This is a genomic window from Herbiconiux sp. VKM Ac-2851, from assembly GCF_013205105.1.
Taxonomy (GTDB): Bacteria; Actinomycetota; Actinomycetes; order Actinomycetales; family Microbacteriaceae; genus Herbiconiux; species Herbiconiux flava.
Genome location: NZ_JABMLJ010000003.1, coordinates 937857 through 961768, shown reverse-complemented (window position 1 = coordinate 961768; position 23912 = coordinate 937857). Strand labels below are relative to the sequence as shown.

General features: G+C 69.5%; 25 protein-coding genes and 1 tRNA gene. 14 read left to right on the top strand and 12 right to left on the bottom strand.

Going from position 1 to position 23912, the window contains the following annotated elements; all coding sequences use genetic code 11:
* Positions 1-10: 10 nt before the first annotated feature.
* Positions 11-889 (bottom strand): hypothetical protein, encoded by an 879-nt coding sequence (locus HQQ85_RS17795; RefSeq protein ID WP_173182976.1) that lies wholly within the window; start codon positions 887-889, stop codon positions 11-13.
* 69 nt (positions 890-958) lie between these two features.
* On the opposite strand from HQQ85_RS17795, the gene HQQ85_RS17790 reads away from it, so the two are divergent.
* The 4 genes from HQQ85_RS17790 to HQQ85_RS17775 all read left to right on the top strand — a co-directional run bounded on the left by HQQ85_RS17790 (position 959) and on the right by HQQ85_RS17775 (position 3264).
* On the top strand, positions 959-1318 hold the full coding sequence (locus HQQ85_RS17790; RefSeq protein WP_173183811.1) for a hypothetical protein: 360 nt from the start codon (positions 959-961) through the stop codon (positions 1316-1318).
* A 7-nt stretch (positions 1319-1325) separates the two neighbouring features.
* A complete protein-coding gene (locus HQQ85_RS17785) occupies positions 1326-2132 on the top strand; it encodes a nitroreductase family protein (RefSeq protein ID WP_173183810.1) in 807 nt (268 codons plus the stop codon).
* A gap of 61 nt (positions 2133-2193) precedes the next feature.
* The gene (locus HQQ85_RS17780; protein ID WP_173183809.1) at positions 2194-2667 is read left to right on the top strand and encodes a hypothetical protein; all 474 of its coding nucleotides are present in this window, start codon (positions 2194-2196) and stop codon (positions 2665-2667) included.
* Between the two features lie 99 nt (positions 2668-2766).
* A complete protein-coding gene (locus HQQ85_RS17775; RefSeq protein WP_173183808.1) occupies positions 2767-3264 on the top strand; it encodes a Dps family protein in 498 nt (165 codons plus the stop codon).
* Positions 3265-3407: 143 nt separating this feature from the next.
* Here the strand turns inward: HQQ85_RS17775 and HQQ85_RS17770 are convergent, their stop codons facing one another.
* The 5 genes from HQQ85_RS17770 to HQQ85_RS17750 are packed head-to-tail and all read right to left on the bottom strand — an operon-like array spanning position 3408 to position 7903.
* Complete coding sequence (locus tag HQQ85_RS17770; protein WP_173183807.1) at positions 3408-4946, bottom strand: amidohydrolase; 1539 nt, start codon at positions 4944-4946, stop codon at positions 3408-3410.
* A complete protein-coding gene (locus tag HQQ85_RS17765; RefSeq protein WP_173183806.1) occupies positions 4943-5638 on the bottom strand; it encodes an FMN-binding negative transcriptional regulator in 696 nt (231 codons plus the stop codon). The genes HQQ85_RS17770 and HQQ85_RS17765 overlap by 4 nt, the downstream gene beginning before the upstream one ends.
* Position 5639: 1 nt before the next feature.
* Complete coding sequence (locus HQQ85_RS17760; RefSeq protein ID WP_173183805.1) at positions 5640-6731, bottom strand: Fpg/Nei family DNA glycosylase; 1092 nt, start codon at positions 6729-6731, stop codon at positions 5640-5642.
* A 15-nt stretch (positions 6732-6746) separates the two neighbouring features.
* Positions 6747-7235, bottom strand: coding sequence for a ribose-5-phosphate isomerase (locus HQQ85_RS17755; RefSeq protein WP_173183804.1), 489 nt, complete (start codon positions 7233-7235; stop codon positions 6747-6749).
* Positions 7236-7294: 59 nt separating this feature from the next.
* A complete protein-coding gene (locus HQQ85_RS17750; protein WP_173183803.1) occupies positions 7295-7903 on the bottom strand; it encodes a DsbA family protein in 609 nt (202 codons plus the stop codon).
* A gap of 52 nt (positions 7904-7955) precedes the next feature.
* Between HQQ85_RS17750 and pepN the strand changes: the two genes are divergently transcribed.
* From pepN to HQQ85_RS17720, 6 genes are all read left to right on the top strand, one after another.
* Positions 7956-10511: an aminopeptidase N gene (gene pepN, locus HQQ85_RS17745; protein ID WP_173183802.1), complete on the top strand. Its 2556-nt coding sequence runs from the start codon at positions 7956-7958 to the stop codon at positions 10509-10511.
* 80 nt (positions 10512-10591) lie between these two features.
* A complete protein-coding gene (locus HQQ85_RS17740; RefSeq protein ID WP_173183801.1) occupies positions 10592-11914 on the top strand; it encodes a hypothetical protein in 1323 nt (440 codons plus the stop codon).
* Positions 11911-13206 (top strand): hypothetical protein, encoded by a 1296-nt coding sequence (locus HQQ85_RS17735; protein ID WP_173183800.1) that lies wholly within the window; start codon positions 11911-11913, stop codon positions 13204-13206. The genes HQQ85_RS17740 and HQQ85_RS17735 overlap by 4 nt, the downstream gene beginning before the upstream one ends.
* A 91-nt stretch (positions 13207-13297) precedes the next feature.
* Positions 13298-14359, top strand: coding sequence for a mechanosensitive ion channel domain-containing protein (locus HQQ85_RS17730; protein ID WP_173183799.1), 1062 nt, complete (start codon positions 13298-13300; stop codon positions 14357-14359).
* The gene (locus HQQ85_RS17725) at positions 14359-14760 is read left to right on the top strand and encodes a globin (RefSeq protein ID WP_216851781.1); all 402 of its coding nucleotides are present in this window, start codon (positions 14359-14361) and stop codon (positions 14758-14760) included. Before HQQ85_RS17730 ends, HQQ85_RS17725 begins: the two co-directional genes overlap by 1 nt.
* A 52-nt stretch (positions 14761-14812) precedes the next feature.
* Positions 14813-16537, top strand: a complete 1725-nt coding sequence (locus HQQ85_RS17720) for an FAD-binding dehydrogenase (protein WP_173183798.1) — start codon at positions 14813-14815, stop codon at positions 16535-16537.
* 56 nt (positions 16538-16593) lie between these two features.
* On the opposite strand, the gene HQQ85_RS17715 is transcribed toward HQQ85_RS17720, so the two are convergent.
* On the bottom strand, positions 16594-17262 hold the full coding sequence (locus HQQ85_RS17715; RefSeq protein WP_173183797.1) for a hypothetical protein: 669 nt from the start codon (positions 17260-17262) through the stop codon (positions 16594-16596).
* Positions 17263-17346: 84 nt separating this feature from the next.
* Here HQQ85_RS17715 and HQQ85_RS17710 point away from each other — a divergent pair, with 84 nt between their 5' ends.
* A complete protein-coding gene (locus HQQ85_RS17710; protein ID WP_371741949.1) occupies positions 17347-18213 on the top strand; it encodes an acyl-CoA thioesterase in 867 nt (288 codons plus the stop codon).
* Positions 18214-18240: 27 nt separating this feature from the next.
* Here HQQ85_RS17710 and HQQ85_RS17705 read toward each other — a convergent pair whose 3' ends face one another.
* The 5 genes from HQQ85_RS17705 to msrA all read right to left on the bottom strand — a co-directional run bounded on the left by HQQ85_RS17705 (position 18241) and on the right by msrA (position 22431).
* Positions 18241-18723 (bottom strand): thioesterase family protein, encoded by a 483-nt coding sequence (locus HQQ85_RS17705; protein WP_173183796.1) that lies wholly within the window; start codon positions 18721-18723, stop codon positions 18241-18243.
* A gap of 7 nt (positions 18724-18730) precedes the next feature.
* Positions 18731-20413, bottom strand: coding sequence for an energy-dependent translational throttle protein EttA (gene ettA / locus HQQ85_RS17700; protein WP_173183795.1), 1683 nt, complete (start codon positions 20411-20413; stop codon positions 18731-18733).
* A 2-nt stretch (positions 20414-20415) separates the two neighbouring features.
* On the bottom strand, positions 20416-20964 hold the full coding sequence (locus tag HQQ85_RS17695) for a hypothetical protein (protein ID WP_254069484.1): 549 nt from the start codon (positions 20962-20964) through the stop codon (positions 20416-20418).
* Positions 20965-21165: 201 nt separating this feature from the next.
* Positions 21166-21732, bottom strand: coding sequence for a single-stranded DNA-binding protein (locus HQQ85_RS17690; RefSeq protein ID WP_173183794.1), 567 nt, complete (start codon positions 21730-21732; stop codon positions 21166-21168).
* A gap of 171 nt (positions 21733-21903) precedes the next feature.
* A complete protein-coding gene (gene msrA / locus HQQ85_RS17685) occupies positions 21904-22431 on the bottom strand; it encodes a peptide-methionine (S)-S-oxide reductase MsrA (protein ID WP_173183793.1) in 528 nt (175 codons plus the stop codon).
* A gap of 72 nt (positions 22432-22503) precedes the next feature.
* Here msrA and HQQ85_RS17680 point away from each other — a divergent pair, with 72 nt between their 5' ends.
* The 3 genes from HQQ85_RS17680 to HQQ85_RS17670 all read left to right on the top strand — a co-directional run bounded on the left by HQQ85_RS17680 (position 22504) and on the right by HQQ85_RS17670 (position 23880).
* Entirely contained in the window at positions 22504-22719 is a 216-nt protein-coding gene (locus HQQ85_RS17680; protein ID WP_173183792.1) for a hypothetical protein, read from the top strand.
* A 122-nt stretch (positions 22720-22841) separates the two neighbouring features.
* Entirely contained in the window at positions 22842-23762 is a 921-nt protein-coding gene (locus HQQ85_RS17675; protein ID WP_173183791.1) for a hypothetical protein, read from the top strand.
* A gap of 45 nt (positions 23763-23807) precedes the next feature.
* Positions 23808-23880 (top strand) — tRNA-Arg (locus tag HQQ85_RS17670).
* Positions 23881-23912 lie beyond the last annotated feature (32 nt).

Genomic DNA, 23912 nt, shown 5'->3' with positions numbered 1-23912 from the left:
GGCACGGTGCTCAGCGCGTGAAGCGCGCGGGCAGGTACGCCGCCGCGGGGGTGACCACGTAGACGACGTCGTCGGCATCCGCCACCGAGTAGGCCTCGACGTAGCTGACGGTCGCCCCCGGCGGCACGGTCGCGGCCGGCGGCAGCCCCGTCATGCCGTTCGAGGGGTCGACGATCGGGTTGCCGCTCGCACCCGCCGACACCACCGAGGTGACGGTGCCGGGCACGAAGTCGGCCGAGCTGCCGTTGTAGACGGTGACCGTGACGGCGATGTTCGCGGGCTGCCCGGCTCCCGAGGCCTGGGGCGAGGGGCTGAACGACTCGGGCGCGGCGACCGAGATCTGCAGGCCGTCGTCGTAGGTGACGGTCTGGTCGTAGAGCGCCGGCACGACCTCGGTCTCGGCTGCGGCCGGCCCGCCGCCGTCGGCCGCCTGACCGCCGAAGAGCGCCGTGGAGGTGGCGCCGATCACCCCGACGGCGAAGACGACGCCGAGCACGACGACCACGAGGAACGCGACGCCCGCGAGCACGAGGCCCGGCACGAGCAGGCGGTTCCGCGGCGGCCGGGACTGCGCGTGAGCGGAGTGACCCTCGGGGCGAGGCTGCTGCGCGTGCGCGGAGTGACCCCCGGGGCGAGGCTGCTGCGCGCGACGCGGCGCGGCGGGGGCGGTGCCGGGCAGCGGGTTGCCCGGCCGCTTGATCTCCCACCGGCTCGCCTCTGCGGGCGCGCTGACCGGCGCAGGGGTGGCCGCGGGTGCGGGTGCCGCCGCAGGGGCGCGTGCGGGTGCGGGTGCCGGCGCCACCGCGGCCGCCGGCGCGGGCTCGTCGTCCCGCCCGCCGAACGACGGCGGGAGGGGCGGCAACGGCGGCAGCGGCGGGGTCGACGGCATCCCCCTCAGTCTGGCATCCGCAGCGCCCGAGGCCCTGCCGTTCGCGGGCGGGCCGCGTAGTCTGACGGCATGTCACCCCAGCCGCTCTTCGTCGCGGCCACGACGAGCTACGCGGTCAACTGCGCCCTCGGCGCGTCGGTCGCCGCCGGTGTCGTCGACACCCGCCGCTTCCGCTGGGTGCACCACGCGCTGTACATCGCGACCTGCACCCTCGCCGGCGCCGCGGCCGCCTCTGCGGTGCTGCCCGCCCTGCGCCCCGCCGGCCCCGCCGCAGCAGCCGCCGCCCGCCATGCGGCACTCGCCCTGGCCCCCGCCGCCGTGCCCCTCGTCGTCATCCCCCGCGTGAGCGCGCGCACCGCGCGCCATCCGCTCGTCGCCCTCACCGCCGCCCCGTTCCTCGTGGCCGGCCTGATGCTGTCCAGGAGGTAGCAGTCCCGTGGAGTTCCTCGACGTCGTGCGCCGTCGCAAGACGACCAACGGCCCGTTCCGGCCCGACCCGGTGAGTCGGGAGCACCAGCGCCTCCTGATGGAGGTGGCGGGCCGTGCCCCCTCTCAACTGAACAGCCAGCCCTGGCGCTTCGTGATCGTCGAGGAGCGCGACACGATCGAGAAGATCGCCCGCATCAGCGGCGACAGCATGACCGAGGCGATGTCGAACGGCACCTTCTTCGAGCGCTACAAGCCCTACTTCCGGTTCAGCGCCGAGGAGATGGCGGAGAAGCGCAGCGGCATGCTCTTCGACAAGCTTCCGGCTGTGCTCCGCCCCTTCACCAAGCAGGTCTTCACGCCCCGCGGCCAGAAGCTGATGAACGGCCTGCGCGTGCCGCAGACCCTCGGCGAGGAGAACCGCAAGCTCGTCGCCGGTTCACCGCTGCTGCTCGGCGTGATGCTCGACCGCTCCGAGTACCGGCCGGGCGAGCTGAGCTCGTTCTACTCGGTCTTCAGCATGGGCGCCGCCATGGAGAACGTCTGGCTCAGCACGGTGGAGCTCGGCATGGGCATCCAGTTCGTGTCCTTCCCGATGGAGGTGCCGGGCAAGTGGGCCGAGATCGAGTCGCTCCTCCAGGTGCCCGACGAGCTCGAGTTGATGGCGGTGTACCGCCTGGGCTACCTGCCCTCCGACCAGGTGCGCCCCGCCATCGACTGGTCGAGCCACGAGCGCAAGAAGCCGTCGCAGTACGTCTTCCGCGGCACCTGCGCCTCCCCCGAAACGGGGTGGGACGAGACTCCCCCCGTGCCCTAGGGTCGGTGCTGGGGGCAGTGCGACGGATGCTCGTTCCCGTCGACCCCCGAAAGGCTCCCCCATGGCAGACCGCACCCTCTCCGGCCCCGAGTTCACCGGCGAACGACCCCTCGAGGCCTCCCCCTGGGAGATCAAGCTCTCGTTCGGCCTCTGGCTCGCCGAGGCGATCCTCGCCCTGATCGGCGGCGTGCTGGTGCTCTTCGCGGGCGTCGCGGTCGCCCTGGTGGTCGGCACCGACGGCACCGACGCCCCCATCACGGTGGCGCTGCTGGTGATCGCGGGCATCGTCATCATGGCGCTCGCGGTGTTCCGCATCGTCTGCGCCGCCAAGCTGCTGCGCGGCAAGCCGTGGGCGCGCAACGCGCTCACCATCCTCGGCGTGCTCGCGCTCGCGGGCATCACCCTGGAGTTCCAGGGCAACGCCGGCGTCGCGATCGCGCACGCACTGGTCACCGTGGTCGCCATCGTGACGATGTACCTGCCGAACTCCAACGCGTACATCCGCGCGCCTTTCCCCACGTCAGCAGGCGTTTAGCAAGGGTCGCCTCACCTTCGTGAGCGTTGCCTCAGCTTGCTTGCGGAACATTTCCTGCTGAGTACCGTTGAGTCACAGGGATCGGAAGGACACCTCATCATGACCGAAGTCATCGGCACCCGCACCACCAGCCCCGCCAGCACCACGAGCCCCGACGTGGCCGCCGCAGCGGCCCAGTTCCTCAGCCCCGTCGTGATCGAGCTGCAGGCCCTCGCGGTCAACGGCAAGCAGGCCCACTGGCACGTGCGCGGCTCCAACTTCATCGGCGTGCACGAGCTGCTCGACTCGGTCGTCGACCACGCGCAGGAGTACGCCGACACGGCGGCCGAGCGCGTCGTCGCCCTGGGCCTGCCGATCGACGCGCGCATCCAGACCGTCGCCGAGAAGACCGGCACCACCGCGATGCCCGCCGGCTTCCAGAAGTCCGACACGATGATCCAGGCGATCATCGGTCAGATCGACGTCGCCCTCGCGGTCGTCAACAAGGCCGTCACCGAGCTCGGCGAGATCGACCCCTCCTCGCAGGACGTGGCGATCGAGATCGCCCGTGGCCTCGACAAGGATCGCTGGTTCCTCTTCGCGCACATCTCGGAGTAGCCCTCCGCCTCCGCTCCGGCGGGCTCGCCTCCGGGCGGGCCCGCCGTTCGCGTTTCCGGGCGGGGTTCCGGATGCGCGCTGCACCGCTACCCGCGGGCCGCCCTCGAGGCCGCCGATCGTGAGCGGGCCGACCGTGAGCCGGCCTAGAGGGCGCGGTGCGTGGCGCGGCCGCCGAGCAGGGTGAGGGCGACGGGCATCGTGCGCAGCGCATCCGGAGCCGCCGTCAGCGGATCGGACTCAACCACCGCGAGGTCGGCCGCCTGACCGGTGCGCACCGAGGCGCGGCCGCGGGTGCTCGCCGGCAGGGCGGCCGCCGCGGGGATGCGCTGCTCGGGGTGCCACGGCTCGCGGCCGTCGCGGGCCCGTCCCACCGCCGCGGCCATCGTGACCCACGGGTCGAGCGGCGCCACCGGAGCGTCGGAGCCGAGGGCGAGGGTCGCGCCGGCGGCCCTCAGGCTCTCGAGCGCGAAGGCGCGGCCCGTGCGGCCGGCCCAGTAGCGGTCGGCGACGTCGCGGTCGTCCATGGCGTGCTCGGGCTGCACGCTCGCGGTCACGCCGAGGCGGGCGAAGCGCGGGATGTCGGCCTCGTCGAGCAGCTGCGCGTGCTCGAGCGAGCCTCCGCCGCCGAGCGCCTCGAAGGCGTCGAGCGCGAGGCGGTTCGCGTGGTCGCCGATGGCGTGCACCGCGGGCAGGAGCCCCGCCTCGCGCGCCCGGAGCAGCAGCGCCGAGAGCTCCTCGGGCGGCACGGTGAGCAGTCCGTGGGCACCGGGCTGCCCCTCGAGCCCCGGGTATTCGTCGAAGCAGAAGGCCGTGCGGGTGTTCAGCGAGCCGTCGGTGATCACCTTGAACGGCCCGACGTGCACCAGTCCCTGGGTGCCGGCGAGCGGCTCGCCCGTGCGGAGCCCCTCGGCGGTCGCGCGCTCGAGGTGCTGCGGGTAGACGCCGAACTCCACCCGCAGCAGGTCGTGGCCGTTCCCGGCCCGCCGCGCCCAGGTCGTGGCGTTCCAGGTCATCTCGAGATCGACGACGCCGACCACGCCGCGCGCCGCCGCCGCGCGGGCGGCATCGAGGGCCCAGGCGTCGGTGAGGGCGTCGGGCAGCTCGCCGAGGGCGCGCTGCACGGCGAAGGCGGGCTCCTCGCGCAGCACGCCGGTTCTCTCCCCCTCGAAGCCGAAGCGGCGGAGGGCGGCGGTGTTCAGCCAGCAGCAGTGCAGGTCGGCCGAGATCAGCACCACGGGCCGGCTGCCGCTGACGGCGTCGAGCAGCGCCGCCGAGGGCTCGTCGGGCCAGAGCGCGTCGCGGAAGCCGATGCCGACGAGCGGATACGCGGACTCCGCGCTATCGCCTCCGCCGGCCGCGCCGCGGGCCGCTTCGCTCCGCTCGGCCTCACCGACGAGCGTCGCCGCCTCGGCCGCCGACCGCGCCGCAGCGACGTCGAGGCGCTGCGCCACCGCGGCCCAGGAGGTGAAGTGCACGTGGTTGTCCCAGAGGCCGGGCACGACCCAGCGCCCGTCGAGCTCGACGCGCTCGAAGCCCTTGGGGGTGCCGTCGCCCGCCGGGGTGATGACGGCGATCTCGCCGTCGGCGATGACGATGTCGACGGCGGCACCGCCGTCGGAGAAGCGCCCCTCCGAGGTGCTGCCGGGCAGGCGGCCGCCTGCGAGGAGGAGGTCTCCGGTCATCCGCTGGTCTCCTTCGTGGGGTCGGCCGGCGGCGTGAGGTCGGCGGGCTGGCCGGCCTCGCCGAAGACCGCGGGGTTCGCGCGCCGCACGTGCTGCGCGAGCTCGGCGCTGGCGTAGGGGCCCTCGCCCTCCAGCCCCGCCACGATGCGGCGGAGGCTGCCCTCGGTGCGGTTCTGGCTCATCTTCAGCTTGGCGGTGAAGCGCTCGACCGGGATGCGGAGGCCCACCGTGCCCGCGCTGATCCGGTCGGCGTAGGCCGAGTTCTCGAGGGTGCCCCGCATGAGCTGCGGCTCGGGCATCCGCTCTTCGAAGTGGTCGACCAGCTGCTCGAGCACACGCAGGTTCTCGGCCGGGTCGAGCAGTTCGGGGGTGCCGTGCAGGTGCGCGGTGACGAAGTTCCAGGTGGGCACCGACGGATGCTCGTCGTACCAGCCGGGCGAGATGTACCCGTGGGGCCCCTGGATCACCACGAGCAGCTCGTGCTCGCCCAGCTCGTGCAGCCGCTCGTCCGGCCGGCCGACGTGGGTGAGCAGCGTGAGGGAGCCGTCGGGGCCCTCCTCGACCAGCACGGGGTAGTGCGAGGCGACGAGTCCCTCGGAGGTGTTCGAGACGAGCGTGGCCCAGGGGTGGTCGCGGATCAGCTGCGCGACGACCGCGGCGTCGGTGAGGGCGAAGACGGGGGTGTGTCGCATGTCAGGCCTGATCCTTCGGGCACCAGTAGAGCTTCCGGCCGCCGAACTCCTCGAGCACGATGTTCGTTCCGCAGAGGCGGCAGGGCAGGCCCTCGCGCTTGTAGACCCAGTGCCGGTCGGCTCGGCTGGCCATCGCCAGGGCCTGGGCCTCGTCGTCGAGGCCGTCCATCGTGAGCATCTGGCCGGTGCGCACGCCGAGGGCGAGCAGGTAGACCCAGTCGCGCCAGAGCGCCCGGGCGGTGTCGACCGGCACCTGCTTGCCGGGGGTGTGCGGATTCAGCCGGGCGCGGAAGAGCATCTCGGCGCGGTACACGTTGCCGATGCCGCTGACGACGCTCTGGTCCATCAGCAGCAGGCCGATGGGCGTGGGCTTCTTGCGCACCGCGGCGACGAAGCGCTCCTCGGCCTCGGCGGAGTCGTCGTTCAGCGGGTCGGGGCCGAGCTTCGCGATGGCACGCTCGACGCCGGCGACGTCGAGCACCTCGCAGGCTGTCGGGCCGCGGAGGTCGGCGACCGCCGTGTCGGTGAGCAGGCGAACTCGCACGGCGCCGACGGGAGGCGGCGGGAAATCGCCCTCCTCCTCGGTCTCCTTCTCCTGCTCCGACATGCGGAGGCGGGCACGGCGGGGGGCGCCGATGGAGTGCACCGAGTCCTCGCCGTCGGCGTCGTCGGGAGCGGCCGCGGTCGCGGTCGCTGACAGCGCCTCCCGCGCGCTCTCGGACAGCTCGCCCGCGGCCGCGAGCTCGTCGATCGTGCCCTCGGCCTGCCCACCGAGACCGGGCTCGAGGTCGGTGCCTCGCATGCTGGTCTGCCCCATCCGGCCCCCGGCCGAACGGATCGTGGCGTCGGTCGTGATCTCGCCCGCGAAGTCCCAGGCGCCGTAGATGCCGAGGTGCACCCGCAGCCAGACGCCGTCGTCGAACTCGAGGAACATCTGCTTGCCCACGGCGCGGGCACCCGTCATGGTACGGCCGTCGAGCACCGACGCGCCCTCGGCGAAGCGGCCCTGCGGGGAACTCGCCGAGACGCGGTGGCCGACGAAGTTCGCGGCGAACTGCCGCGCGATGCGGTGGACGGAATGACCCTCGGGCATGACGGAGGTCTCGGGTCAGGCGTCGACGCTGCGGCCGGCGATGAGCCCGGTGGCCTCGTACTCGGCGAGCTGGGCGATGCGGCGCACGTGGCGCTCCTCGAACGAGAACGGCTCGGCGACGAACCAGTCGATCAGCGCGACGGCCTCTTGGACCGTGTGCTGACGCGCGCCGATCGAGATGACGTTCGCGTCGTTGTGCTGACGGGCGAGCTTCGCGGTCGACTCGTTCCAGACCAGCGCGGCGCGCACCCCGGTCACCTTGTTCGCGGCGATCTGCTCACCGTTGCCCGAGCCGCCGAAGACGACGCCGAGCGCCTCGACGCCGTCCTGCTGATCCTGCACCACGCCGTGGGCGGCGTTGATGCAGAACGAGGGGTAGTCGTCGAGCGGGTCGTAGCTCTCGGGGCCGTGGTCGACGACGTCGTGGCCGGCGGCGGTGAGGTGCTCCGTGATGGTGCGGCTGAATTCGAGCCCGGCATGATCGGTGCCGATGTGGATGCGCATGGCTCTCAGCTTAGAACGACCGGGCGGGCGGGCGCGTCGGCACCCGCCTCACCCGCCCGTCAGAACTGGGGGCCGCGGGTGCGGCTGCGCTTGAGCTCGAAGAAGCCGTCGTAGGAGGCCGCGGCCACCACGCCGTCCCAGAGCGTCAGCGCCATCTCGCCGGTCGGCGCGGGGCTGATCACGGGCCCGAAGAAGGCGACGCCGTTCACCGCGATGACGGGCGTGCCGACGTCCTGACCCACGCGCTCGATGCCGTCGAAGTGCGAGGCCCGCATCTGCGGGTCGTACTCCTCGGAGTCGGCGTAGGACGCGAACTCGGCGGGGAGCCCCACCTCGGCGAGCGCCCCGGCGATGACCTCGTCGGAGTCGGTGCTGCCGCCCGGGTGGATGCGCGTGCCGAGCGCGTCGTAGAGCGGCTTCACGATCTGCTGCCCGTGAAGCTCGGTGGCCGCCGCGACGAGGCGGGTGTAGCGGAGGGCGCGCGGGAAGAAGGCCCGGTACTCCTCCGACACGTCCTGGTCCTCGTTCAGCACCGCGAGGCTCATGATGTGCCAGGTCACGTCGAGGTCGCGGTGCTCCGCCACCTCGTCGACCCAGCGGGAGGTCATCCAGGCCCAGGGGCAGGAGGGGTCGAACCAGAAATCAACGCTCGTCTTCTCTGAAGTCACGGAACCATCATCGCATTAGGCTGAGCGGGCAATCGAAAAGGAGAGCAGCCCCGTGCCTGGAGAAAACCTCACCCGCGCAGAAGCTCGCGAACGCGCCGCCATCGTCGACGTGTCGAGCTACGACGTCGTCCTCGACCTCACCACCGGTCCCGAGACGTTCCGCAGCACCACCACCGTCACGTTCAGCGCCATCCCCGAGGCGGTCGGGGCGTCGACGTTCATCGACGCCATCACCCGCACGGTGCACGCGGTGACCCTGAACGGCGAGTCGCTCGACCCCACCGAGGTGAGCGACGGCGTGCGCATCCAGCTGCCCTCCCTGCAGACCGAGAACGTGCTCGTCGTCGACGCCGACATGGTCTACACCAACACGGGCGAGGGCCTGCACCGCTTCGTCGACCCGGTCGACGACGAGGTCTACCTCTACAGCCAGTTCGAGGTGCCCGACTCCCGCCGCATGTTCGCGGTGTTCGAGCAGCCCGACCTCAAGGCCGTCTTCACCTTCACGGTCACGGCGCCCGACTACTGGGAGGTCGTCTCGAACTCCCCCACCCCGTCGCCGACCGTCGCGGTCGAGGGCACCTCGGCCACCTGGGCGTTCGAGCCCACCCCCCGCATCTCGAGCTACATCACCGCGCTCGTCGCCGGCCCCTACATCGTCGAGCGCTCCTCGCTGACGAGCGCCGACGGCCGCGAGATCCCGCTCGGCGTGTTCAGCCGTGCCTCGCTCGCGCAGTACATGGACGCCGAGTACATCTTCGAGAAGACGCGAGAGGGCTTCGCGTTCTACGAGGAGAAGTACGACTTCCCCTACCCCTTCGCCAAGTACGACCAGCTCTTCGTGCCCGAGTTCAACGCGGGCGCCATGGAGAACGCGGGTGCGGTCACCTTCACCGAGACCTACGTCTTCCGCTCCAAGGTGACGGATGCGGTGCGGGAGCGCCGCGTCGTCACGATCCTGCACGAACTCGCCCACATGTGGTTCGGCGACCTCGTCACCATGCGCTGGTGGAACGACCTGTGGCTGAACGAGTCGTTCGCCGAGTACATGTCGACCCTCGCCACCGCCGAGGCCACGGAGTGGAAGGAGGCCTGGACCACCTTCGCCGCGATGGAGAAGAGCTGGGCCTACCGCCAGGACCAGCTGCCCTCGACGCACCCGATCGTCGCCCGCATCAACGACCTCGAAGACGTGCAGGTGAACTTCGACGGCATCACCTACGCCAAGGGCGCCTCGGTGCTGAAGCAGCTCGTCGCCTGGGTCGGCCAGGACGAGTTCATGAAGGGCGTCGCCGCCTACGTGAACAAGCACCAGTTCTCCAACACCGAGCTGAACGACCTGATGGTCGAGCTCGAGGCCACGAGTGGCCGCGACCTCACCAGCTGGTCGGAGCTCTGGCTCGAGACCGCCGGCGTCAACACCCTGCGCCCCGTGATCGAGTACGACGAGAACGACGTCATCACCTCCTTCGCGGTCGCCCAGGAGGCACCGCTGGACTACCCGACCATCCGCCCGCACCGTCTGGCGATCGGCTTCTACGAGCGCGAGGGCGAGAAGCTCGTGCGCACCTACCGCGTCGAGCTCGACGTCGACGGCGCCTCGACGCCGGTGCCCGAGCTGGTGGGCCGCTCGCGCCCTGAGATCGTGCTGCTGAACGACGACGACCTGGCCTACGCCAAGATCCGCCTCGACGGCTACTCGCTCGACACCGCGATCGAGCAGCTCTCCTCGATCGAGTCGCCGCTCGCCCGCTCGCTCGTCTGGGGCTCGGTCTGGGACGCCACGCGCGACGCCGAGACCCGCCCCCGCGACTTCGTGCGACTGGTCCTCGGCAACATCGCCACCGAGACCGAGTCGACGACCATCCGCACCGTGCTGAACCAGCTCGTGCTCACGGCGTCGAGCTATGTGGCTCCGGATGCGCGTGACGCCGTCATCGAGGACGCCGCGACCACCCTGTGGCGCCTCGCGCTCGACGCGGCTCCGGGTTCCGACGCCCAGTTCCAGTTCGTGAAGTTCTTCGCCGCGCTCGCCTCCACCGACGAGCAGCTCGAGAACGTCGCGCACCTGAAGAACGGCACCGTCGTGCTCGAGGGCCTCGACATCGACACCGACCTCACCTGGGAGCTGCTGATCGCGCTCGTCGCCGGAGGCAAGGCCGGCGAGGCCGAGATCGCCTCGACGCTCGAGGCCGACAACACCGCCTCCGGTGCCCAGTCGGCGGCGCACGCCCGCGCGGCCGTCCCGACGCCCGAGGGCAAGGCGGCGGCGTTCGCCTCGCTCGTCGATGTCGACACGGCGCCGAACGCGATCGTGCGGGCCACCGGGCTCGGCTTCCAGCGCGGCAGCGACCCCGCCCTGTTCGAGCCGCTGGTCGAGCGCTACTTCGACTCGCTGCAGCTGCTCTGGGAGACCCGCAGCTACGCGATCGCGAGCGCCGTGATCAACGGCCTGTACCCGGCGGGGCTGGCGAACCAGGCCCTGCGGGACGCGACGCAGCAGTGGCTCGACCGGAACGGCGAGCCGCCGGCGCTACGGCGCCTCGTGGTCGAGAACCTCGCGGGCGTCGACCGGGCGCTGGCGGCGCAGGCGCGCGACGCGCGGTAGCCACCGCCTGACCGTGTCTGTGGCCTCGGTTCGGTGAACGATAGGCAAGCGACAACACGAGGAATGAGAGCATCTGGCTAATGACCGAGCCTTCTCCTTATCAGCCAGACGACGGGGACCTAGAAACACTGGTCGATGAGTTTTCAAAGCGCAATTTCTGGTTCAAGGTGGAAGCTCCAGAACAAGCGTTCCCCAGCATCGAGTTCGCCTTGCCTCGGGGTGCTGGTGAGAAGCGGACCAGCCTGTTCGCGCGTGGCATCACCCATGGCGTTAGGAATCGGATTTGGGATTGGTCTTTTTCTGAAGAGTTCGACGCTCTGCAAAATCCGTCCGACGGCATCATAGAAGTCGCACTCGTGGTTCCACAGTTCGGGCCTCGGTCGTACTCGAAGATCTGGACCATCCCTGGAGTGGAAACTGGTCCCGCTTTCGGGAAGTTGGCCGACGGCTCGCAGTCGGGCGTCTCCTATGACGGCTCGAGCAATCACCTTCTCATGAAGGGGATGGAGGTCGACTGGCTGTTGCGAATCAGCCACGGTGAGTTTGAGTTTGATCTCGGTCCGCAGTCGCCGACCTTCTACACCTCGAGAAAGGCATCCGGAAACTCAGGAATTTCGCTGCGATACAAGGGCCCACCCTTCGCAACCGAAGTAGGCGATTCCATCATCACTGGCGTCATGAGTGATCTCTTGACAGAGCTAGACCTGAAGTATTCAGTTGGTGTCGTGGCCGCTCCCGCGCAGGAATTCTTAGCATCCTCAATAGGTTGGAGAAAAGGGCCAGCGGTTCCTGCATTCCCTCGCAACGAGTACTCGTCCGATGCAAAGGCGCTCTACTGGTACGGCAATAGAGCGGCTGAATTTCCTCTGCTTCAATACCTCGCCTACTACCAGGTCCTTGAGTTGTTCTTCGAATCGTTCTCACGAGGAGACGCAGTCAGACGAATGCGGGGATTGCTGAAAGACCCAGCGTTCGACCCAAATCGCGCCGCGAACCTTCTCGCCCTTATCGATTCCACGGCGGACATTCACCGTGCTCGCCTGCGCGACCGTGACCACCTACAAACAACCCTTGAAATGATCGTCGAACTGTCCGCCTTGAAGCGAGAGGTGGAGGCTTCTGTCCACTACTTCAGCAAGCAAAAACAACTTCTTCCTTCTCTGCAAAAGATCAACCTGAGCCAAGAAGACCTCCACGCTCAGGTGTCGGCTCGCATTTCTGCCATTCGCAACAGCATCGTTCATACGAAGGCCAGCCTGACTAATGTCAACGTCCAGATTCTTCTCCCATCGAGTGCCGCGGCTCGGTCACTGGGCCCCGATATCGAACTGGTGAAGTGGTTGGCCCAACGCGCTCTTATCTTCGGATCGAAGCGTCGTCCTGGTAAGGAGGTTTCGCAGTGACGAGCGAGGGCGAATCCCGGTATCACGCCGGACCTGGAGATGCGACGCGGCTGGGCGAGCTCTTAGCAAGGCACTCGATGCCATTCAATGTGGGTGGGGACCAGGAGGTGACGGTGCAGCTGCCCTGGGGCGAAACGACTAAGCCGGTAAAGCTACGCGGATCGGAGATCAGTGCAGCGATTGATGCCTCGATCTGGGAATGGACGATATGTGCGGACTTCGTGGCCCTGTGCAACCCGGCGGCTGGAGTACTCGAACTAAGCCTGTCCGTCCCTCTTGTTGAGCCTGGCGGTCCGCTGCCCATCTGGGACATTGCTGGCGTCTCGCACGGCCCCGAATTCAAACTCCCGCCGTCGTCTGAAAATTCGTCCATACCGGAGTACTCTCGCGCATCATTCGGAGTGGCTGCATTCCTTGCTGACGTTGAAATGGACTGGGCACTGAAGGTCGACAGCGACGACACTTACTTGGAGCTCTCTCCGTACTCAGATCTGCTTTACTTCGCCGATCGACATCAGAGTTCTCTCATTTCTCTCAAGTATTCGGGCCGCCCCTTCCAGCCCAGCGATGCCTCATCCATCATCACGGGCGTCATGTTTGACTTCCTCACTGATCTCGACCTGGTCTACGGAATTCGCACGCAACCTGCATTGCCAGAAGCGCCAACCATGGTGCAGCGGAGCTTCCGCGATCAGGCGCCGTTCGAATTCTCCGGGGCGAACTATTCGCGAGTTTTGAAGGACTTGTACTGGTACGCGACCAACGCTCGCGCTTTTCCGTTGCTTCAATATCTGGCCTACTACCAAGTCCTCGAGTCCAGCTTCTCCCCTCTCAACACTATGCAGGTGGCCGGGCGACTCACGATTTTGCTGGCCGACCCGAACTTTGACCTCTCAGACGATCGGATGGTCAGCGATTTAATAAGCGTGACTGCTGCGGCTCATCGGGGGTTCAACCACGAAAAGGCACAATTGCGTACCGCCGTCGAAATGCTCGTCAGTAGTGACGACCTACGCCGCATATTCGAAGACGAAGATTTCCCATTCAATAACGAAGACCTGCCCGATTTAGGGCTGGAGCGAATCAATCTGGACTCGCACAGAGTATGGGATCATCTCGCCAATCGGATATACACGCTTCGAAACCGAATTGTGCACTCTAACGACGAGGATGCGACGTCGGCGTACGCCCGATTGATTCCTGACGATTCACTCATGAAACCGATCGCTGGCGATATTGAATTGATTCGTTGGGTTGCTCAGAAGGCTCTCATTTTTTCTATCTGTCCCTGATCTGTGGCACGGCGCGCCTCCCTTGCTAGGACGGCGTCCTGCGGGCGCGCTCTGAGGCTCTGCCAAGAGTGCGCCCGTAGGATCGAGGCATATGGACTGGAACATGATCTGGGCGAACATCGCCTCCTTCCTCGACACGTATCAGAAGCCCATCGGGGTTCTCGCCATCATCGTCGTCGCCTTCATCGTGCGGGGTGTGCTGCTGTACTCGGTGCGCCGCCTCGTCGATCAGGTGGTCAACGGGGTCAAGCGCAAGCAGAACGTCAGTGACACCCAGGCCCTCGTCGCCTCGCCGCTCGCCGCCGTGCGCATCGTGCAGCGCACCCGCACCCTCGGCTCGGTGCTGAAGAACATCATCAACGTGACGATCGTCGTCGTCTCTCTGCTGCTGATCGTGCAGACGATCGATCCGAGCATCCTCGGCTCCCTCGCGCTGCTGACCGCCGCGCTCGGCGCCGGCCTCGGCTTCGGCGCCCAGAACATCGTCAAGGACGTGCTGAACGGCCTGTTCATGGTCTTCGAGGACCAGCTCGGCGTCGGCGACGTCGTCGACCTCGGCCCCGCCACCGGTGTCGTGGAGGCGGTCGGCATCCGCATCACGCAGGTGCGCGACGTCAACGGCACGCTCTGGTTCGTGCGCAACGGCGAGATCCTGCGTGTCGGCAACATGTCGCAGGGCTGGGCACGCGTCATCATCGATCTCGCGATCCCCTACGACTCCGACCTCGATCGCGTGCAGGAGAAGATGCTCTCCACCGCGACCGCCATGGCGAACGAGCCCAAGTGGCGCTCGCGCATCGTCGAGAAGCCCGAGATCTGGGGGCTCGAGTCGATCTCGGCCGAGGCGCTCGTGATCCGCATCGTGGTGAAGACCCGCACCTCGGCGAAGGACGACGTGGCGCGTGAGCTGCGCATCCGTCTGAAGAAGTCGCTCGACGAGATCGGGGTCACCCTGCCCTCGCTGAACACCGTCGTGCTCTCGGGCTTCGAGGGCGCGGCCAGCGTGCAGGGTGCGCGGCCGCCGAAGACGAGGTCGGTCGAGACGCAGCAGGCCGCCCAGGACACCGCACTGACCAAGGCGCCTCGGGCACCGCGAGCGCCGCGTGCGCCGCGGGCCTCCAAAGCGCCCAAGCCCCCGAAGGACGAGGCGTGATGGATCTCACACCGAAGGTGCCCGAGAACCCGTTCTACGAACAGGTGGGCGGGCACGAGACGTTCGTCGCCCTCGTCGAGCGGTTCTACCAGGGCGTCGAGACCGACCCCGTGCTGAAGCCGATGTACCCGGCCGACGACTGGGACGGGGCGGTGCGCCGGCTGACGATGTTCCTCGAGCAGTACTGGGGCGGGCCGGGCACCTACAGCGCCGAGCGCGGGCATCCGCGGCTCCGGATGCGCCACAACCCGTTCAAGGTGAACCCCGACGCCCGCGACCGCTGGCTGGCGCACATGCGCGTGGCGGTCGACTCGCTGTCGCTCGCGCCGGCCGACCGGGAGCTGCTCTGGGACTACCTGGAGCGGGCCGCGCATGCCATGGTGAATACCTTCGAGGACTAGTCCTCACCCGGGCCGTGCGGCCCGCGACACCGCTGCGACGAAGGAGTTGCCCGTGGAATCGGATCCGTCGACCGTCTCGACCTCGTCGACCTCGACGACCTCGTCGACCTCCTCGACCGACGTGATCGTGGTGGGGGCCGGCCTCGCTGGTCTGGTGGCCGCCTGCGAGGTGCTCGAGGCGGGCAAGCACGTGACCGTGCTCGAACAGGAGCCCGCCTCGTCGTTCGGCGGGCAGGCCTGGTGGTCGTTCGGCGGCATCTTCCTCGTCGACAGCCCCGAGCAGCGACGGATGCGCGTGCGCGACTCCCTCGAGCTCGCCCGCCAGGACTGGCTCGGCTCGGCCGGGTTCGACCGCCCCGAGGACGAGTGGGGGCGGCGGTGGGCCGAGGCCTACCTGCAGTTCGCGGCCGGAGAGAAGCGGGCCTGGCTGAACTCGCTCGGCGTGCGCTTCTTCCCCGTGGTCGGATGGGCCGAGCGCGGCGGCTACACGGCGAACGGGCACGGCAACTCGGTGCCGCGATTCCACATCACCTGGGGCACCGGGCCGGGGGTGCTCGAGCCGTTCGTGGCGCGATTCCGGCGGGGCGTGGCGGAGGGGCGCGCGCGGGTGCTGCACCGGCATCGGGTGGATGAGCTCGTCACGGTCGGGGACGGGGCGGAACGCGCATCCGCTCATCGTGTCGTGGGTGCCAGGGGGTCGGTGCTCGCCGCGAGTGCGGTGGGCCGGGGCGAGGAGAGCTCGCGCGCGGTCGTCGGCTCGTTCGAGATCTCGGCGGGGGCCGTGATCGTGGCGAGCGGCGGCATCGGCGGCAACCACGAGCTGGTGCGGCAGCAGTGGCCGCGGCGGCTGGGCGCGGCCCCGGCGACGATGCTGTCGGGGGTGCCGGCCCACGTCGACGGGCGGATGCTCGGCATCACCGCCTCGGCCGGAGCGCGCCTCGTCAACGGCGACCGGATGTGGCACTACACCGAGGGCATCGAGAACCACTCGCCGGTGTGGCGGCAGCACGGCATCCGCATCCTGCCCGGGCCGTCGTCGCTCTGGCTGGACGCGACCGGGAAACGCCTGCCGGTGCCGCTGTTCCCCGGCTTCGACACGCTCGGGACCCTCGAGCACATCCTGTCGACCGGGTACGACCACAGCTGGTTCGTGCTGACGCAGTCGATCATCGAGAAGGAGTTCGCGCTCTCGGGCAGCGAGCAGAACCCCGATCTGACCGGGCGTGACCTGAAGCTGCTGGCGCAGCGTGTGCGCCCGGGGGCGCCCGGGCCCGTCGAGGCGTTCAAGGAGAAGGGCGCCGACTTCGTGGTGGCGTCGACGCTGCCCGAGCTGCTGCACGGGATGGCGCGGATCACGACGGCGCCGCTCGACCCGGCACTAGTCACGCGCGAGATCGTCGCGCGTGACCGTGAGGTGGACAACGTGTTCACGAAGGACGCGCAGCTCACCGCCGTGCGGGGTGCGCGGCACTACCTCGGCGACAAGCTGATCCGGGTGGCGAAGCCGCACCGGCTGCTCGACCCGGCGGCCGGGCCGCTGATCGCGGTGAAGCTGCACGTGCTTACGCGGAAGAGCCTCGGGGGCATCCAGACCGACCTTCAGGGGCGGGCGCTCGACGCCTCGGGATCGCCGGTGCCCGGGTTGTACGCGGCCGGCGAGGCCAGCGGGTTCGGCGGCGGCGGGATGCACGGGTACCGGGCGCTGGAGGGGACGTTCCTCGGCGGGTGCCTGTTCTCGGGGCGGGCGGCAGGTCGGTCGGCGGCGGGCGCGGTGTGAGGCGCCTGTCGGCGTCTCGTCTCGCGTAGGGCGCTTCGTGCCGGGCGCGGCTGGTGTCAGCGGCGCACGAGGACGTGACCGCGGCGGGTCGTGAGGCGCAGCCAGGAACCTGAGCGGTAGACCGACACGGCGTCATCCGGCCTGACGAAGCCGAGGCTCACGGCGCTGAACGCGGCACCGGCCGGGATGCGCGGCTCGAGCTCGGGCAGCACGTCGAGGTCTCGGCCCCACACCTCGGAGCGCACCTTGTGCACGAGCTGCTCGCCGGTGTTGTCGGGCACGGCGGCGGCCACCTCGGCCACGCCCTCGCGGGTCGCCGCCTCGAGCAGCTCGCCCGGAACGGCGCCGGCCGCCTCCCAGCCGCCGCGCGGGGGACTGATGCCCGCCCAGGCCACGCCCTGCTCCCCCGGAGGCAGCGGAACCTCGAGCGGCCCCTCGGCCGCGTTGCTCATCACCGAGAGCTGCGCCAGACGATCCAGCAGCGATCGGATCGGCACCACTGTGTCGAACGGCTCGGGGCTGTTCAGGGCGAAGGTGCGGAGACCGAGCACGGTCGGCGCCCGGTCGAGCAGGCCCTTCGGCGTGAGGGTCGGCGTGTACACGGCGAGCACCCCGAGGCTGCCGAGCAGGCGCGCCGAACCGGGCTCGACCCGGGCGGCGCGGCCGAGGTACACCTTGAGATCGCCGAGCGACGCGGCGTCGATGAGCGTGAAGGACTGGACCATCTGTGCTGTCTAAACTACTTCACAGCGACGGATGCGCACGCATTCCGCTCGCGTTCGCACCAGCCTGAACCCCCGGGAGAGATCGTGTCAGACGCGCTAGCGGGCTTCCTCACCACCCTCGACCTCGTCGACACCGGCGCCCGCACGACCGAGGACATCTTCACCGGCCCCTCGCAGTCGATGCCCAACGGCCGCGTCTTCGGGGGCCAGGTGCTGGCGCAGTCGCTGATCGCCGCCACGCGCACGGTCGACGACGACCGGGCGGTGCACTCGCTGCACGGCTACTTCCTGCGGCCGGGCGACGCCTCGGCCGACATCACCTTCGCGGTCGACCGCATCCACGACGGCCGCTCGTTCACCACCCGGCGCGCGCAGGCCTACCAGAACGGCGTGCCGATCCTCTCGGCCATCCTGTCGTTCCAGACGGCGGACTCCGGGCTGGAGCACCAGATCGAGATGCCCGCCGATCTTCCCGGCCCCGAGGAGCTGCCGAGCGCGGTCGAGGTGCTCTCGGCGGTCGACCATCCGGTGGCGCGCACCTGGGCCCGGGAGCGCGCCTTCGACATGCGGCACGTGCCGAACCCGATCTACTTCAGCGTGGAGGGCGAGCGGGAGGCGCGGCAGGCCGTGTGGATCCGCTCGCTCGGCACCCTGCCCGACGACCCCGCTCTGCACCGTGCCGCGCTCGTCTACGCGAGCGACTACACGATCCTGGAGTCCGTGATGCGGCGGCACGGGGTGTCGTGGGCGCGACCCGACCTGAAGATGGCGAGCCTCGACCACGCGATGTGGTGGCACCGCTTCGCCCGGGCCGACGAGTGGCTGCTGTACACGCAGAGCTCGCCGAGCGCGAGCGGCGGGCGCGGGCTCGCGCTCGGGCGCATCTACGACCTCGGCGGCCGCCTCATCGCGTCGGTGGCGCAGGAGGGCATGGTCCGCGTCAAGGACTGACGGCGCGCCGGTGGATTTGGTCGTGCCTCAGGCGCGGCGGCGGAAGGTGAGGGGCTCGTCGAGGTAGGGCTCCCACGCGGCCCGCTCGTGCGGGTGCATGCGGCGCGGTCGGTCGATGGCCGCGTCCACGAGCACCAGGGTGGTCGATGCCTTGACGTAGGTGACCCGCGGCTCGACGCCGAGCGGGCTCTTCACCTCGTAGTACACGTCGAGGCTCGCCCCACCGAGATGCCCGATCCACAGCTCGACGTCGATCGGCTGGCGGATGTACGGCATCGACGTGACGTACTCGATCTCCTGCCGGGAGATCACGCTCTTCGTGTCGGCCTGCGGCCCCGCGTCGATCACCGCCGTCGACCACTGCGCCTGGTGCGGGTCGGCGATGTCGCCGTCGACCCAGAAGGCGAAGACGCGTGCCTCCTCGAGGATCTTCAGCATCGAGGCGTTGTTGACGTGCCCGTACGCGTCGAGGTCGCTCCAGCGCAGCTGGATCGGGACGTGCAGCCGCATCGCTCGCCTAGTCGCGGGTGAGCTTGCGGTACGTGGTGCGACTCGGCTTCGCGGCGTCGGCCCCGAGGCGCTCGATCTTGTTCTCCTCGTAGGCCTCGAAGTTGCCCTCGAACCAGTACCAGTTCGCCGGGTCGTCCTCGGTGCCCTCGTAGGCGAGGATGTGCGTCGCGATGCGGTCGAGGAACCACCGGTCGTGCGTGATGACCACGGCGCAGCCGGGGAACTCGAGCAGCGCGTTCTCGAGGCTCGACAGGGTCTCGACGTCGAGGTCGTTGGTGGGCTCGTCGAGCAGCAGCAGGTTGCCGCCCTGCTTGAGCGTGAGCGCGAGGTTCAGGCGGTTGCGCTCACCACCGGAGAGCACCCCGGCCTTCTTCTGCTGGTCGGGGCCCTTGAAGCCGAAGGTGCCGACGTAGGCGCGGGACGGGATCTCGGTCTTGCCGACCTGGATGTAGTCGAAGCCGTCGGAGACCACCTCGAACAGCGTCTTGTTCGGATCGATGCCGCCACGCGACTGGTCGACGTAGGAGATGTCGACCGTCTCGCCGATCTTCAGATCTCCGCCGTCGAGCGGCTCGAGGCCCACGATGGTCTTGAACAGGGTCGACTTGCCGACGCCGTTCGGGCCGATCACGCCGACGATGCCGTTGCGCGGGAGGGTGAACGAGAGGTTGTCGATGAGCACGCGCTCACCGAACCCCTTGCGGAGCTTCTTGGCGTCGATCACCTGCGAGCCGAGTCGGGGACCGACGGGAATCTGGATCTCCTCGAAGTCGAGCTTCTTGGTGCGCTCGGCCTCGGTGACCATCTCCTCGTAGCGGGCCAGGCGGGCCTTCGACTTCGCCTGACGGCCCTTGGCGTTGCTGCGCACCCAGTCGAGCTCCTCGGACAGACGCTTGGAGAGCTTGGCGTCCTTCTTGCCCTGCACCGCGAGACGCTCGCGCTTCTTCTCGAGGTAGGTCGAGTAGTTGCCCTCGTAGGGGTAGAGGCGACCGCGGTCGACCTCGGCGATCCACTCGGCCACGTGGTCGAGGAAGTACCGGTCGTGGGTGACGGCGAGCACGGCGCCGTGGTACTGCTTCAGGTGCTGCTCGAGCCAGAGCACGCTCTCGGCGTCGAGGTGGTTGGTGGGCTCGTCGAGCAGCAGCAGGTCGGGCTTCTGCAGCAGCAGCTTGCAGAGCGCGACGCGGCGCTTCTCACCACCGGAGAGGTTGGCGACCGGCGAGTCGGCGGGCGGGGTGCGCAAGGCGTCCATCGCCTGCTCGAGCTGGGAGTCGAGGTCCCACGCGTCGGCGGCGTCGATGGCCTCCTGCAGGGTGCCCATCTCCTCCAGCAGCGCGTCGAAGTCGGCGTCGGGCTCGGCCATCAGCGCGCTGATCTCGTTGAAGCGGTCGATCTTGCCCTTGATCGGGCCGACGCCCTCCTGCACGTTCTCGAGCACGGTCTTCGTCTCGTCGAGCTCGGGCTCCTGCATCAGGATGCCCACGGTGAAGCCCGGCGTCAGCTTGGCCTCACCGTTCGAGGGGGTGTCGAGCCCCGCCATGATCTTGAGGATGGTCGACTTACCGGCGCCGTTCGGGCCGACGACACCGATCTTCGCCCCGGGCAGGAATGCCATCGTGACGTCGTCGAGGATCAGCTTGTCGCCCACCGCTTTGCGGGCGCGCACCATCGAGTAAATGTATTCGGCCATGCTTACCAGTCTATGGCGCGGGTCTGACCGATCAGGCACTGGCCGGTGCCGAGCACCGGCGCGATCGTGCTCGTGTAGGCGCCGTGGCCGTACTGCCCGATCAGGCACTCGTTCTTCCACAGCACCGAGAACTGGATCGAGTCGGCCGCGACCCCCACCGTCGTGATGTCGGGCGTCACCTGCATCGCGGCGATGTCGAAGCCGTTCGTGCGCAGGTTGCTCGTGAACTCCACTCCCCCGGCGGCCGGGTTGCCCGCCACGAGCGCCTGGTTCACCTGGTCGAAGAACGCCTTGTTGTCGGCGGCCGACCCCTCCGGGTTCAGCGCCACCGGCGCCGGCGCGGTCTCGGTGGGTGCCGCCGTGACCGACGGCGCCGCGCTCGCCGACGGCGCCGGCTCGGCCTCGGGCGTGCACGCGCTCAGGAGCCCCAGCAGCGCCACGGGCACCACGACCGCAGCGCTCCACCGCCGCACTGCCCCGCCCGCCGTCGCAGGCCGCTCCTCCGGCGCCCCGGCGCTCCGGGCCGGCGCTCCGGCTCGTCTCGTCTGCATCGCTCCTACAATCCTCTCGATCACGGCACCATCCCGCCCGGGCCCGTGAGACCGACACGAGTGTATGCGGTCGCGAGCCCGGTCGCCTGAGAGACCGCCGCGCCTGCCGTCTCCCACCGCGCGCCCCCACCGCAGCCCGAGCGCGCTCGATCGGCACGGTCTCGGGTGGACTCCGCCACCCGCCCGGCCAGAACCGCTCGATCAGAACGGGAGGCCCGCGTCGACGGGCTCCTCGGCTGCCGTGGACGCCATGGCGGGCTCCCGAGCATCCGGAACCCCTTGCCCGTGCTGCGGGTCGCGCAGCCCGCCCGCCGGCTCGAGGCCCGCCGCGAGCGCGTCGTGCACCCACGTGTCGCCCGCACCGCCACCGACCGAACCCGAACCCGCACCCGGACCGGAAGCCGAGCCCGCCGGCGAGACACGCGCCCAGACGGCCGTTCCCCAGCCGAGGTCGTGCCCGAGCGCGTCGGCCTCGATCTCGATGGTGGTGCCGGAACGCTCCGCGTTCTCCCAGGGCCGGATGCGCACCCGCCCGGACACGACGACGCGCTGCCCCTGCTCGATCGACGCGGCCATGTTCTGCGCCAGCTGCCGGAACCCGGTCACCGTGTACCAGTTGGTGTCGGTCTCGACCCACTTCTGCCGCTCGCGATCGAAGCGCCGCTGGCTCGAGGCCAGCCGGAAACTGGTGATGTCGAGGCCGGCGTTCGTGGTGATGTGCCGCGGCGCCGTCGCGACGACTCCGGTGAGGGTCATGGTGTCGGACATGTCGTGCTCCTTCTGTCGTGAGTGATCACCGCCGTGGGTGATCACCGTCGTGTGGGTCACCGTCGTGGGTGACCCGTGCCCCGAGTCTGCGGCGGCGGGGCGCACGAGAAACGGCCGGGGCCCCATCTGTGGACAGGGCCCCGGCCGGAGCAGGAAGTGCAGGAGAAGTGGCTAGGCGGCCTTGATGTACTTCGCGTACGCCTTCCGCACCTTGTTCACCTTCGGCAGCGCGACGGCCATGCAGTAGCCCTGGCCGGGGTTCTTGGCGAAGAAGTCCTGGTGGTACTCCTCGGCACGGTAGAACTCGCCGAGCGGCTCGAGCGTGGTGACGATCCCGCCGTCCCAGAGCTCGGAGGCGCGCTCGAGGGCCGCCTCGAACAGCGCCTTCTGCTCCTCCCCATCGTAGAACATCGCCGAGCGGTACTGCGTGCCGACGTCGTTGCCCTGGCGGTTCAACTGGCGCGGGTCGTGCAGCGTGAAGAACACGTCGAGGATCACCTCGGCCGGGATGACGGCCGGGTCGAAGGTCACGGCCACGGCCTCGGCCTGGCCCGTGGTGCCGGTGCAGACCTCTTCGTAGCTCGGGTTCGGGACGGAGCCGCCCGTGTAGCCCGACACCACGTCCTGCACGCCCTCGAGGGTGCGGTAGACGGCGTCGAGGCACCAGAAGCAGCCTCCAGCGACAACGAAAGTTTCCATGACGGGATTCTACGGCCGGCCACGGCCGGCAGTGCCGCGGCCGATGTCGGTGGTCGCCCGTAGCGTGCAGTCATGTCGATACAAACGCTCAGCGCCCCCGCCGTGCACCGCGTGCGCGACGGCTACTGGCGCGTCACCGCCACCTCGGGCATCGTGCTCGGCTACGTCGAAGAGGTCGCCGATCCGCAGGGTCCGCGGTTCCGCGCCCGGCGGCTCTACTCCTCCGGCCGCGTCGGCGACGTGGGCGAGTTCTGGCAGCGGGCGGAAGCGGTCGAGTGCCTCCGCTGAGCAGGGGGGCGGATGCGCGTGCCGCCGCCATCCCGACAGCCGACGACGTCCGATCGATCCGATCCCGGCGACACCGGCTCGTCGCCCCGTCGTGCGGCTGAGCCGCGGGTATCGTGCCGCTCATGGAATGGTGGAATGGTCTCGTCCGGTGGTTCTCGTCCGCCGATGGTGAATACGTCGTCTCGAATCTGGTGCTCCCGGCCGCCGCGATCATCGTGGCCGGCCTCCTCGCCGCCTGGATCGCGCACTCCTCGGTGAAGCGCCTGCTCGCCAAGCACGACCGCGAGCTGAAGATCTCCGCCATCGCCGCACTCATCGACGCCGCCGAGCAGGCCTCGGTGTGGAACTCCCTCACGCCGCAGGAGCAGATCCTCTCCGACCGCGCGAGCGGCCAGGCCGACATCCAGGTGCGCCTGCTGCCGATCAAGGGCTCCGACGTCGCCGCCAACTGGGCCGCGCACTGCCTCGCCGAGATGAAGCGCGAGTCCGCCACCTTCGGCTACCGCATCGAGCCCGCCGTGATCGAGTTCCGCGACCGGCTGATCGAGTGGCAGCAGCGTCCGGCTCGTTCCAAGCGCCTGTTCCAGGCCGACCTCGAGCGCTGGGCCGCGGCCGACTCCACGAAGGAGTCCGAGCTCGCCTCCAAGCAGGACGAGTGGGTCGCCCAGCAGCACCACGAGCAGTTCGCCCGCCCCGACGCGGCGCAGGGCCGGCCCGAGCAGCGTTCCGCGGCGTCGAACTCGGCGCCCACGGCATCCGCTCGCCCCGACTACACCGACGTGCCGACCCAGGCCACGCCGATCATGCCCTCGTCGCCCCTCGCGCCGACCCACGAGCCGCGCCCCATCGTGCAGCAGGTCGCGTCGGGCACGGGCTCCCGCGGAATGGCTCCTCGCAAGCCGATCGCCGCCGGGCCGCGTGGGGCAGCCTCGCCGCTCGGCACCCTCGAGAACACCGTCGACCCGGGCGATGACGCACGCGCCTCGGGTGACGTGCCGCCGCCGGTGCACGCGTTTCCGCCGCGCGCCGGCTCCACCGACTGAGCCCGCCCGGGGGCGACCCGGCGAAGGTAGTACGCTTTTCGGGTCGCCCCTGTAGCTCAGTGGATAGAGCACCGGCCTTCTAATCCGTTTGTCGCTGGTTCGAATCCAGCCAGGGGCACATCAGTCGGCGACCGGCGCACCGGGCCGACC

Coding starts and splice junctions, on each gene's coding strand:
- HQQ85_RS17795 (WP_173182976.1), bottom strand. CDS start 889: ATGCCGTCGACCCCGCCGCTGCCGCCGTTGCCGCCCCTCCCGCCGTCG.
- HQQ85_RS17790 (WP_173183811.1), top strand. CDS start 959: ATGTCACCCCAGCCGCTCTTCGTCGCGGCCACGACGAGCTACGCGGTC.
- HQQ85_RS17780 (WP_173183809.1), top strand. CDS start 2,194: ATGGCAGACCGCACCCTCTCCGGCCCCGAGTTCACCGGCGAACGACCC.
- HQQ85_RS17775 (WP_173183808.1), top strand. CDS start 2,767: ATGACCGAAGTCATCGGCACCCGCACCACCAGCCCCGCCAGCACCACG.
- HQQ85_RS17770 (WP_173183807.1), bottom strand. CDS start 4,946: ATGACCGGAGACCTCCTCCTCGCAGGCGGCCGCCTGCCCGGCAGCACC.
- HQQ85_RS17765 (WP_173183806.1), bottom strand. CDS start 5,638: ATGCGACACACCCCCGTCTTCGCCCTCACCGACGCCGCGGTCGTCGCG.
- HQQ85_RS17760 (WP_173183805.1), bottom strand. CDS start 6,731: ATGCCCGAGGGTCATTCCGTCCACCGCATCGCGCGGCAGTTCGCCGCG.
- HQQ85_RS17755 (WP_173183804.1), bottom strand. CDS start 7,235: ATGCGCATCCACATCGGCACCGATCATGCCGGGCTCGAATTCAGCCGC.
- HQQ85_RS17740 (WP_173183801.1), top strand. CDS start 10,592: ATGACCGAGCCTTCTCCTTATCAGCCAGACGACGGGGACCTAGAAACA.
- HQQ85_RS17730 (WP_173183799.1), top strand. CDS start 13,298: ATGGACTGGAACATGATCTGGGCGAACATCGCCTCCTTCCTCGACACG.
- HQQ85_RS17725 (WP_216851781.1), top strand. CDS start 14,359: ATGGATCTCACACCGAAGGTGCCCGAGAACCCGTTCTACGAACAGGTG.
- HQQ85_RS17715 (WP_173183797.1), bottom strand. CDS start 17,262: ATGGTCCAGTCCTTCACGCTCATCGACGCCGCGTCGCTCGGCGATCTC.
- HQQ85_RS17705 (WP_173183796.1), bottom strand. CDS start 18,723: ATGCGGCTGCACGTCCCGATCCAGCTGCGCTGGAGCGACCTCGACGCG.
- ettA (WP_173183795.1), bottom strand. CDS start 20,413: ATGGCCGAATACATTTACTCGATGGTGCGCGCCCGCAAAGCGGTGGGC.
- HQQ85_RS17695 (WP_254069484.1), bottom strand. CDS start 20,964: ATGCAGACGAGACGAGCCGGAGCGCCGGCCCGGAGCGCCGGGGCGCCG.
- HQQ85_RS17690 (WP_173183794.1), bottom strand. CDS start 21,732: ATGTCCGACACCATGACCCTCACCGGAGTCGTCGCGACGGCGCCGCGG.
- msrA (WP_173183793.1), bottom strand. CDS start 22,431: ATGGAAACTTTCGTTGTCGCTGGAGGCTGCTTCTGGTGCCTCGACGCC.
- HQQ85_RS17680 (WP_173183792.1), top strand. CDS start 22,504: ATGTCGATACAAACGCTCAGCGCCCCCGCCGTGCACCGCGTGCGCGAC.
- HQQ85_RS17675 (WP_173183791.1), top strand. CDS start 22,842: ATGGAATGGTGGAATGGTCTCGTCCGGTGGTTCTCGTCCGCCGATGGT.